The following is a 10,849-nucleotide window of genomic DNA, read 5'->3' as shown; positions in this document are numbered from 1 at the left end:
GGCGGCCGCCGCCCGCCCGCTGCTGCCCGGCAGCGCGGCCAGCGCGGCCAGGACGAACCCCGCGCACAGCCACAGCAGGCAGGCCCACGCGGCGAGGCCGACAACGGTCGTGAGCGCGTGCTCGGGATCGGCCGTGACCCAGTCGGGCACCGCCGAGAAGCCGGACGGGAGATCCGCCCGTCCCGGCCCGACCGTGATCAGGATGATCGTCAGTGCCGTCGCGGCGGCCGCTCCCGTCAGGAAGACGAGCATGCGCCGGACGGCTGGCATCGGCAACTCCCAGTGGCTCGGGGCCTGATCCGCCGGCAGCGCAAAAATGATCACACCGCCGTTGGCTCGTTGGCCCAGTTGATCGTTGAAATGCTTCGTTTGAGTCTGTTTGCTTGTGTAATCCCCCGAAGAGTTGATGTCAACCTCGGTTGGATGGCTTGTTCGCTGTCCACGGGTCCGACGGCGCCCGTGGCCGGCGCCTGTCACGATCGTCGCGCACCCGCGTCCGGTGATCGTCACGCGCCCGCTCCCGCTGGCTGGACACGCTGGAGCGGTCCGTGCCAGCCTGCTGGGGCGCCGGTCATGTGGTGCGGACACCGTTCGTGACCGTCCCGCGGGGCGTGATCCAGATGGGCTTGTTGTTGCGCACGCTTTTCGGCCAGGCGCGCGTACCTGGCGGCACGTCTGCGTCGATCTTCTGCGATGGCTGGCGCCCGCCGACGGATGTTGCCACCCGCGCGGCTACACATGGTTACATGGCTGGCGTTCCGGGTCGTATCCGGCGTTGCCGCGCCGCGTGTTCGGATGTGCCGTTGTGGCGGTTGTCGTCCGGGTGTTGCGCGGTCGACCGGAGCTCGCGGCCGGGCCCGAGCCCGNNNNCGCGGCCGGGCCCGAGCCCGCCACAAGGGCCAGGGCTCACGGCAGCGTCCGGGAGTGAAGGGAGAGGGGACGGGTGCGCTGGGAGGCGCTTTTCGCCGATCTTGAGATGCAGTGGGAGGCGGCCGAGGCAGCCGAGCTCGACGCTGAGCTCATCGACAGGAGCCGGCGCGAGGCCGCGTACCTGCGTCTGATCGACCGGCTGCGGCCGGCGATCGGCTCGTCGTTGCGGCTGGGTGTCCAGGTTGTCGGGCGGGAGTCCGACAGCGTCCTGACCGGGCAGCTCACCGCGCTGGGGGTGGACTGGATGCTCCTGCGGGAGCCGGCGGCCCACGAGGTGCTGGTGCCGCTGCACCGTGTCCTGTGGGTGCACGGCCTGGCCGCGCTGTCGGCGCATCCCGGCCACGAGGGCCCGTTGGCGGTCCGGCTGGATCTGCGCTATGTCCTGCGGGGCGTGGCGCGGGACCGTTCGTCGTGCGCGGTCGTGCTGGCGGACGGCACACCGGTGCGGGGCACGGTCGACCGGGTCGGGGCGGACTTCGTCGAAGTGGCCGAGCACCTGGACGACGAGTTCCGCAGGGCGCGGTCGGTACGCGCGGTGCGGACCATTCCACTGGCCGCGATCGGGTTCGTCCGTCGGACCGTCTGAGCCGCTGTTGTTCCAGAAAGAATCGCTGGTGCTCCCGGGCCGAAGAACCGGTCCGGGCTGCCCGACCGGCCCGCTTTCGGCCCCGGTCAGCCATGCAGGCCGGGGAACTCCTCGTCCGGCAGCGTCTCGCCGCGGCCAAGGGGATTGGCGAGCACGAATGCGCGGGTCTGCTCGTATGCCCGCTGGATGTATGCCTCGAGCTCGCTGCGTTCGACTCGCCACTGTCCGCGTCCGCCGATCTTTATGGCGGGGAGTTCACCCGAGCGGACCAGCGCGTACGTCTGGCTCGACGAGATGTTGAGGATCTCCGCCACATCGCTGAGCTGAAGGAAACGCTCGTTCATCGGCCTGTCTCCCTGGCGATGGATGGGTCGTGTCTCCTGTGTATCAGAGTCGCAGGCCCAAATCGCCTGTGAATGCCTCCGCTTGTGGATAACAGGTGCTGTTCGCCTTGGGCGCCAGGACTCCTGGGCCCCGCCGCCACGGCGCCGACGGGCCCCGGCTGCGGCCCGTCAACGGATTCAGGTCGTGCTGTCGGGCGCTACGGCGGCGAACGGCGGCGATCCGGAACGCAGGCCTCGCCGAGAAGGCCGGCACGGGCCGTTACCGCGGCCCGTCGAACAGCACGTTCGAAGACCTTCGCGAGGGGTCCGGCGCGCCGGCCGGGGGCCGGGGGACGGGCGGCCCTCGGGCATGACACACCCGGGCACGACGGTCCGGAGACAGCCGTCCGGAGGCAGCCGTCCAGGGTGGCGGCCCGGGGTGGCACAGCCCGGACACGATGATCGTTAAGTGGTGACTGGGGTCGTCGACTGGAGCGTGTTGATCGGGAAGTGGTGATCGGAAGAGGTGGTGATGCTCGGGAGAAAATGGGCTCGCCGGCCCGGATCCGCCGGTTTGGTGGGCCCTCGTCCACAGGCGCCGTCGCGGACCACGTACCCTCAGCGATCAGGGTGTGCGCCGGACATGTCNCACCGGCCGGCCGGGAGGGACACAAGCTACAGGAGGTCCGCCGGTGACCGACCTCACCCCCGCTGTCGCGGTCTCGGAGAAGCCCGCCGCTCCACCGTCGCCGCCGACAGCACCGTCCCCACCGGCCCGCCGGCTCACCCCGCCGCGCTGGCGGGACTCCCGTCTGCTGGTGGGCGTCCTGCTGGTGCTGGTGTCGGTCGTGGTGGGCGCCCGGCTGTTCGCGACCGCCGACCGCAGCCAGAACTGGGTGGTGGCGGCCGCGGACCTCCCGGCCGGGCATGTCGTGGTCGCCGCCGACCTCACCACGGCCTCGGCCCACCTGCGCTCGACGACCGCGGCCCGTTACTTCCCGGGTGAGCGCCGTTCGGAGCTGGTGGGGGCGACGCTCGCCCGCCCGGTATCGGCCGGGGAACTGCTCAGCGGCGCCGACTTCGTACTCGACGACGTACGCCCGACCCGGCTGGTCTCGATCGTCGTCAAGGACGGCAGAGCCCCCGCGCTCACCCCGGGCGATCATGTGGACATCTTCGTCCTGCAACGGTCGGGCCCCGCGGGCGTCGGCGCCGCCGGCGCGGGCACGGGCACGGGTGTGGGCGCGCCGGGCGCGAGCGCGGCACAGGCCACTGGGCAGGTGCCGGTGGCGCAGAGCGGCAGCGCCGGCACGGAGGTACTGGTGCTGCACGATGTCGAGTTCATCGCGCGGACGACGTTGGCGGCGGGCTCGTACGCGCTGACGCTACGGGTGCCGGTGGAGCTCGCCATCAACGCGGTGGCGGCGTCCCAGAGCGAGCGGGTGGACGTCGTCAAGCTTGAGCGTGGTTCCCGGGGCGAGGTCGGCGGGCCGGGCCCGAGCGCTGTGCCGGGGTTCGGGCAGTGAGCCTGCCGATCCTGACCGCGGTGACCAACTCGGTCGTCGAGTCCGGGCTCGTCACGGCGTTCGACCGCCGTGATCTCGGGGTGACGGTGGTCCGCCGGTGTGTCGACCTGCCCGACCTGCTCGCGGCGGCGACGACGGGCGCGGCGCGGGCCGCGCTGCTGTCGGCGGACCTGCGCCGCCTGGACCGGGACGCGCTGACCCGGCTGGCCGTGGCCGGGGTCGCGGCGGTCGGCCTGATCACCCCCGGGGACGAGGACGGCGAGCGTCGGCTGCGCCAGCTCGGCGTCGCGGCGGTGATCACGACTGACGCGACGGCCGAGATCGTGGCGTCGGCGGTGGTGGAAGCGGTCCGGGCGCTCGCCGACACCGACCACGTCGCTGGCCTGCTGCCCGCCGCGTACAGCAGGCCGGCACCCGGTTTCGCCACGTTGACGCCGGTGGCCGACGGACCGGCGCCCGACGCTCTTTCCGAGCCCGGCGACGGCCGGGTGATCGCGGTGTGGGGCCCGACCGGTGCCCCGGGCCGCACCACCGTGGCCCTGGGGCTGGCGGCCGAACTCGCCGCTATGGGCATGCCGACGCTGCTCGTCGACGCCGACGTCTACGGCGGGGCGATCGGGCAGTTGGTGGGACTGCTGGAGGAGGCACCTGGCCTGGCCGCTGCCGCCCGGGCGGCCAACCAGGGGGTGCTCGACGTCCCCCGGCTGGCGCTGCTGTGCCGGGATCTGGGCGGGGGGCTGCGAATCCTGCCGGGGATCGCCCGTCCGTCGCGCTGGCCGGAGCTGCGCCCGGCCTCGGTGGAGGTCGTGCTCGCCATGGCGCGGCGGCTGGCGAGCTTCGTCGTCGTCGACTGCGGTTTCTGTCTGGAGATGGACGAGGAGCTGTCGTTCGACACCTCCGCGCCGCGGCGCAACGGCGCGACCCAGGTGGTGCTCGCGGCGGCTGACACCATCCTGGCTGTGGCGTCCGCGGAGCCGGTCGGGCTGGTGCGCTTCGTGCGCGGGCTGGCGGATCTGCGCGAGGCCGTGCCCGGCGCGGATCCGTGGGTCGTGGTGAACCGGTTGCGCGCCTCGGCGATCGGGAAGGATGCCCGCAGGGAGGTCGCCAGGGCGATGGCGCGCCATGTCGGTATGGAGCCGGTGGCCGTGGTACCGCTCGACGTCGCGGCGATGGACAGCGCCCAGGCCGCCGGCCAGCTGCTGCGGGACGTCGCCGCGCAGTCGCCGGCCAGGCTGGCGATCAGCGAGCTGGCCGCGCGGGTGGCGGGGCGTCCGGTGCGTGGCCGCCGCCGACGCTCGCCCGTTCGCCGTTGACGATCCGCGTGTGCGGGCCGTGCCGGCTCGACGAGCCGNNNCCGGCTCGACGAGCCGATCACACTCAGCCGGACGGAGTGACGATCCGCGTCCGCGGGCCGCGCCGGGCCTCGGCCCGCGGGCGGGGAGAACGGCTGCCCTGACGACCTGCGCGTGCGGGCCGTGCCGGAGCGTGTCCGACGGATGTTCGACGCGCGGGCGGCACCCAGACGACCAACATGCGTCAGACCTGCCCTGGGCCGCGCGGGCTGTGGTGGATTGTGAGCGATATGTAGTGAACCGCGCGTGCTGGCCGCGCCGACGAGGCCGTGCGGACCGCTGCCCGAAAGCCCTCGTACGGGTTCGGCCGTCTTGCGATCTTGTATGGCTTGTCCCGTTGATTTTATACGAAGAGTAACTGACTTAGGTGACCTTCTCCTGCCGGGAATGCCGTTTTTACAAGGAAATCTTCCTCTAACCAGCCAGCGGAACGGTTACGGACTGCGGTTCCGGGGCAGCCTGTCTGAGTGACTGATCGTAGAGAAAAGATAGCGGTTAGCAATCATCATGCTGTTCGGAGTGTGGCGCTGGTGCCGCCCAGGTGGATTTCGCTTCCGGCGAGGGGAGTGATCTTACGGGAAGTAACCGTTGTGACGATCATCTTACTAAATGCATTAATCAAATGTAGCTATCCTTTTCGGTAACGTTCAGTTAGTGTGAGCACCTGCGTCACCGCAGTGGTGGGAGCGATAAATGATCACCAAGTGCTCTGTTGAGGTGGACGGGGGGTGTATCGGATGAGTCGGGAGTATGCGAAGGCCGTGGGAGCTCGTCTCCGGGCCATACGGATCCAGCAGGGGCTGTCCCTGCAAGGTGTGGAGCAGAAGTCACGCGGACGCTGGAAGACCGCGGCGGTTGGCTCCTACGAACGTGGCGACCGGATGATCAGTGTCCATCAGCTCTCGGAACTCGCCGCGTTCTATGGTGTTCCGGTCTCGGCGCTGCTGCCGGAGGAGGAGGCGCTACCTCCTCGCGAGCACCGGCATCGCACCGTCCTCAACCTGAAGAAACTCGCTGAGGCACCACCGGACTCGTCCGGGCTGGTACGCCGGTGGGTGGCGCAGATACAGCGCCAGCGAGACGACTACGCCGGGCAGGTCCTCTCCATCCGGGATGGCGACCTGAGGGCGTTGGCCCTTCTGCACGACACCACTCCGCAGGAGTTCTCCGAACGGCTGCGGGGGTGGGGCGTACTGGAGACGAATTACGGCGAGGAGGAGGTTTCCGAGTAGGACGTTGCCGCGCCGGCCGCCCTGACCCCATCCCCTGGGACAACGTCAAATCCCTTGGGGGGATGTCAAATCCCTTGGGACAACGTCAATTGTCCTTTGGACGGTGTCGGTTCCTGGGCAGCGCCGGTCCCTGGCGGTGCCGCATGGTGGGAAGGCGCGGTAGCCAGCCACGAGAACGTGCACGGCGGACCAGATGGTGTGCACCGCTGCCGCCGGCATGATCCCTTCGCTGGCGGTGGGGGCGTGTACCGGGGGTTGTGGACGCACAGCAGGAGGTGGCTGATGGCTGGCAGAGGGGTTCCCCGCCGCGGGTTGGTACTGGGCGCCGGAGGCGTACTCGGGTCGGCGTGGATGATCGGTGCCCTGAGCGCCTACGAGGAGGCGACCGGCGTCGACGTCCGCGACATGGACATGACCGTCGGCACCTCGGCCGGATCGGTGCTGTCGACTCTGATTGGCCTTGGTACCAGCGTCGAGACAATGGTCAACTCCGAATACGGCGAGCCGTTGTTCGGTGACCCGATTCTCGACTACACCCGGCTCGGCTCGGCTCTTCCGCCGCGGCCACGGATGCGCATCGGTTCGCGTCGGCTGCTTGCCACCTCGGCGCTGCATCCACGCCGGGTGACCCCGCTGGTGGCCCTGGTCTCCCTGCTCCCGCAGGGCCGTGGGACGCTGGCCGCCATCGGCGACCTGGTGTCCTCCGTGGGCTCCAATGTGACCACGTGGCCGACCCCCGCGCCGTTGTGGATCGTCGCGATGGACTACGACACCGGGACACGGGTCGTGTTCGGCTCGCCGGACGCGCCACAGGCGTCGATCGCCGAGGCCGTGATGGCGTCGTGCGCGATCCCGTCGTGGTACGCGCCCGTCGTCATCGACGGGCGATCCTATGTTGACGGTGGGACACGGTCGCCAACATCGGTGGACCTGCTCGTCGACGCCGATCTCGACGAGGTCCTGGTACTCGCTCCCGCCTGCTCGTTAGTTTTCGACCAGCCCCGGGGGGCACTGGCCCGGCTCGAGCGCCAGATGCGGCGGCTGGCGACCAGAGTGCTGATCCGAGAGACCGAACTGCTGCGGGCCACCGGAACGAAGGTCACGGTGATCTGTCCGGGTCCGGAGGACCTGGAGATCATCGGTGGTAACGTCATGGACCTCAACCGCCGGCAGGAGGTTTTCCAGACCTCGCTGCGGACGAGCGCGGCAGCGCTGGCGGAGGCCGGCATCGGGACGCCGTCCACGGCCGCACCCACAGCGTCCGTGCCCACGGCCTCGCCCGGCGCCGACGGTCACCTGGCAGCCGCCGGCTGACGACCCGCCCGGGCAGGCATCCGCCCGGGACACCGATGCGCGGTGATCGCGCGGACCCGCTACCGTCGCGATCCCGCCGTGCCCCGCGCACGCCCGGCTCCGCTGGGCCCGGCTCCGGTGGGCCCGGCGCGCGGGGCCTCGAGCGCCGCGCGGCACACTGGCATCGTGCGTGTCTACCTGCCGTCGACGCTGTCGGCCGCCCGGCGCGTCCTCGCGGACCGGGCGGTTCCGGCGGGACTCGGCTTCGCGGTCACCCCGGCCGTCCGGGAGTGGTATGCCCGCTCCGACGCCGAGGAGATGGAGTACGCGCTTCTCCTCGACGCGGCCCGCGCGAGCCTGCGGCTGCTCGACGCCGACCCGGGCGCGCCCCGGCGGCGGGTGGTCCTCGCCGTGGACGTGGACGATCCCGACCTGCGGATCCGCAACGACCTCGACCGGGGTGTCGTCGAGATCCGCGGCCCGGTGCCGCTGGCAGCCGTCGCCGCCGTCCACGTGGACGACGTCGACGCCGAGGCCGCTGTCGCCGCCGCGGCGGACTCGATCGTGGCGGCCGACCTCGGCAGCGATGACGCGGCGTTCGTGGTGGACGCCGCCGACGGCTACGAACTGCTCTGGTACGCCACCCAGGAGCTGGCGGACCTCGTCTGACACCCGTCGGCGGCTTGACCACGGCCCGATCACGGCCCGATCACGGCCTGATCACGGCCTGACGGAGAACCGACAGAGAAGCGACAACAGCGGACGGCGGCCGACGGCGGCGCGAACATGTTCTTGCGCGTCGCGGACGGCCACGGGCCGCCTGGTCTGGGAGCGTTCCAGGAGGGGCGTCGCGGGCCGGGCGGCCCGCTCCTCGAGCGTCCCGGCGCGGTGTTTCCAACGCTCGGTTTCCAGCGCTTCGGAGGGTGGGGTTGGGATGGATGCCGTCGCTGTTGTCCCGGAACCGGTCAACGAGCCGGTCCGCGCCTATGCCCCGGGCAGCCCGCAGCGCGCCGGCCTGCGGGCGGCGCTGGAGCGGCTGGCGGGGGAGCGCGCCGAACTGCCGCTGGTGATCGCGGGGAAGGCCCGTCCGGGTGCGGGCGAGCCGTTCGAGGTGGTAGCCCCGCACCGGCACGAGCTGGTGCTGGGCGCGGGCCGGGCGGCGGCGCCCGGGGACGTCGCCGACGCGGTGGACGCGGCGCTGGCCGCGGCGCCCGACTGGCGGGCGCTGTCCCAGGACGACCGGGCCGCGGTGTTCCTGCGGGCGGCCGACCTGCTGGCCGGGCGCTGGCGGGACACCCTCAACGCCGCGACCATGCTCGGGCAGAGCAAGAGCTGCTACCAGGCGGAGATCGACGCGGCCTGCGAGCTGATCGACTTCTGGCGTTTCAACGTCGCTGCCGCCCGCGAGATCGTCGCCGAGCAGCCGCTCTCGGCGCCCGGCACGTGGAACCGCATGGACTACCGTCCCCTGGAGGGGTTCGTTCTCGCGGTGACACCGTTCAACTTCACCTCGATCGCGGCGAACCTGCCGACCGCTCCGGCGATCATGGGCAACACGGTGGTCTGGAAGCCGAGCCCCACCCAGCAGCTCGCCGCCCAGCACACCATGTCGCTGCTGGCGGCGGCGGGCCTCCCACCAGGAGTGATCAACATGGTCACCGGGGACGGCGCGGCCGTCTCGGCGGTGGCGCTGCGGCACCGGGAGCTCGCCGGAGTGCACTTCACCGGGTCGACGGCCACCTTCCGGACGATGTGGCGGACGGTCGCCGAGGGGATCGACGGCTACCGGGACTACCCGCGGCTGGTCGGCGAGACCGGCGGGAAGAACTTCGTCGTCGCCCATCCCAGCGCCGATCCGGACGCGCTCGTCGTCGGGCTGGTCCGGGGCGCCTTCGAATACCAGGGGCAGAAGTGTTCGGCGGCGTCCCGCGCCTACCTGCCCGCCTCACTGTGGCGCTCGGGTCTGCGTGACCAACTGGTCGCGCAGACCGCGGCGCTGACCTACGGTGACGTGTCCGATCTGAGCCTCTTCGGCGGGGCGGTGATCGACCGGCGGGCCTTCGACCGGCTGTCGGCCCTGCTCGCGCGGCTGCGCGCGGACCCGGACGTGTCGGTGCTCGTCGGTGGCGGCGCCGACGACCGGATCGGATTCTTCGTGGAACCGACGGTCGTCGTGTGCGCCGATCCCACGCACGAGGTGTTCACGTCCGAGTACTTCGGGCCGGTACTCGCCGTGCATATCTACGACGATGCTCCGGGACGGTCCGGTTCGGAGGCTTTTACCATGGCATTGCGGGATGTCACGGACTTCTCGCCCTACGGGCTGACCGGCGCGGTTTTCGGCCGGGATCGCCGCGCGCTCGCCACGGCCACCGAGGTGCTGCGGTACAGCGCCGGAAACTTCTACATCAACGACAAACCGACCGGCGCGGTGGTGGGCCAGCAGCCGTTCGGCGGATCGCGGGCAAGCGGCACCAATGACAAGGCCGGCTCCGCGCTGAATCTGCTGCGGTGGGTCTCCCCACGGGCACTGAAGGAGACGTTCGACCCACCGCGACAGGTCGCCTACCCACACATGGGATGAGCTCCCCGCCAATGCCTCTGACCGGCCTCTGACCGGCCTCTGACCCGGGCCGACGCACCACGGCGGTCCGGATGCCGCGCGTCGACCCGGGTGACATGCTATCCGGCTTCGACCCGGTTCCGGTGGCATCGCGCTGTTTGGCTATTGACAGCGCTGTTTGATGGTTGACAGCGCTGTTGGGCAGTTGACAGGGCTGGCGGACACTCGGACCACACCGTCACCCGTTGGTCGTCCGGTTGGAACTGGACGTTCGGAACATGGCTGTGGAATGGTGCGATACAGGATCGCCCCGGGGGATGTTCCGGGCCGGGCCGTCGGTGAACGCACCCGGCGTGGTCGGGTGCGTGGACAGCCACCGTGTGCGTATTGGTTTGCCGCCACCCGGAAAGATCGCGATCGTGCCTCGCGATACTTTTGTGATGGATTCAGGGTGTGCCCGGCGCACCCACGGAGGACTTTCGTGGCCATGATGGGAACCCCGGATGATGCCGGAGGCTGCCACCCGTATCGGTGTGGATCTCCGCGGCGCGCACCGCGGGAAGGAGGCTGACCACCCGTGCTCTACCTTGCCGGCCAGATTCTGGTGCTCATGGCGGCGGCGCTGGCTGTTGGTGCACTGCTGACCTGGGTGTTCCTCCTCGGCCCCGTACATCGCCGGGTCGAGGAGATACGGCGCGCCACCACCGCCCCGGCCGCCCCCGGCACCGGGCCGCTGCCCGTCGTGGCGCTGCCGGCTGACACACCCGCCCCGGCTGGTACGCCCGATGCGCGGCCCACCGGTCCGCCCGNGGCGGCGGCCGGCGGCGATGCCCTCCGGACTCGTCCCGCGTCCCGCCTACGGGACGATGGCCCGGACACCGCCGCCGGGGCCGAGCCGTCGGCCGGCGGCGCCGAGGCCGGTTCCGTTCCGCTCGCGCATCCGGGCACGCGGTCATCGGGCCAGCCGGACGACCATCAGCAGGACGAGTGGCTGCTGGAGAAGGCGGCGCTCACGGCCCGGCTGACCGCCGCCGAGCGGCAGGC

At 71.1% G+C, this 10,849-nt stretch carries 8 protein-coding genes; 7 read left to right on the top strand and 1 reads right to left on the bottom strand.

Annotation, left to right across the window (positions count from 1 at the left end; translation table 11 throughout):
* Nucleotides 1–943: 943 nt before the first annotated feature.
* Complete coding sequence (locus FrCorBMG51_RS07065; protein ID WP_047222300.1) at nucleotides 944–1,516, top strand: hypothetical protein; 573 nt, start codon at nucleotides 944–946, stop codon at nucleotides 1,514–1,516.
* 86 nt (nucleotides 1,517–1,602) lie between these two features.
* Here FrCorBMG51_RS07065 and FrCorBMG51_RS07060 read toward each other — a convergent pair whose 3' ends face one another.
* Complete coding sequence (locus tag FrCorBMG51_RS07060; protein ID WP_047222299.1) at nucleotides 1,603–1,860, bottom strand: helix-turn-helix domain-containing protein; 258 nt, start codon at nucleotides 1,858–1,860, stop codon at nucleotides 1,603–1,605.
* Between the two features lie 671 nt (nucleotides 1,861–2,531).
* Between FrCorBMG51_RS07060 and FrCorBMG51_RS07055 the strand changes: the two genes are divergently transcribed.
* The 6 genes from FrCorBMG51_RS07055 to pruA all read left to right on the top strand — a co-directional run bounded on the left by FrCorBMG51_RS07055 (nucleotide 2,532) and on the right by pruA (nucleotide 9,826).
* Nucleotides 2,532–3,365 (top strand): SAF domain-containing protein, encoded by an 834-nt coding sequence (locus FrCorBMG51_RS07055; protein WP_047222298.1) that lies wholly within the window; start codon nucleotides 2,532–2,534, stop codon nucleotides 3,363–3,365.
* Complete coding sequence (locus FrCorBMG51_RS07050) at nucleotides 3,362–4,678, top strand: CpaE/TadZ family protein (protein WP_047222297.1); 1,317 nt, start codon at nucleotides 3,362–3,364, stop codon at nucleotides 4,676–4,678. The genes FrCorBMG51_RS07055 and FrCorBMG51_RS07050 overlap by 4 nt, the downstream gene beginning before the upstream one ends.
* Before the next feature lie 776 nt (nucleotides 4,679–5,454).
* On the top strand, nucleotides 5,455–5,949 hold the full coding sequence (locus FrCorBMG51_RS07045; RefSeq protein ID WP_013872593.1) for a transcriptional regulator: 495 nt from the start codon (nucleotides 5,455–5,457) through the stop codon (nucleotides 5,947–5,949).
* Between the two features lie 282 nt (nucleotides 5,950–6,231).
* A complete protein-coding gene (locus FrCorBMG51_RS07040) occupies nucleotides 6,232–7,263 on the top strand; it encodes a patatin-like phospholipase family protein (protein WP_047222296.1) in 1,032 nt (343 codons plus the stop codon).
* A 165-nt stretch (nucleotides 7,264–7,428) separates the two neighbouring features.
* Nucleotides 7,429–7,911 carry a DUF6912 family protein gene (locus FrCorBMG51_RS07035; protein ID WP_047222358.1) on the top strand — a complete coding sequence of 161 codons (483 nt, stop codon included), beginning with the start codon at nucleotides 7,429–7,431 and terminating at the stop codon, nucleotides 7,909–7,911.
* Between the two features lie 265 nt (nucleotides 7,912–8,176).
* A complete protein-coding gene (gene pruA, locus FrCorBMG51_RS07030) occupies nucleotides 8,177–9,826 on the top strand; it encodes an L-glutamate gamma-semialdehyde dehydrogenase (RefSeq protein ID WP_047222295.1) in 1,650 nt (549 codons plus the stop codon).
* Nucleotides 9,827–10,849 lie beyond the last annotated feature (1,023 nt).

This window comes from Protofrankia coriariae (genome assembly GCF_001017755.1).
GTDB classification, from domain to species: domain Bacteria; phylum Actinomycetota; class Actinomycetes; order Frankiales; family Frankiaceae; genus Protofrankia; species Protofrankia coriariae.
The sequence above is the reverse complement of the archived record's forward strand: the minus strand, read 5'-3'. Positions and strand labels throughout refer to the sequence as shown.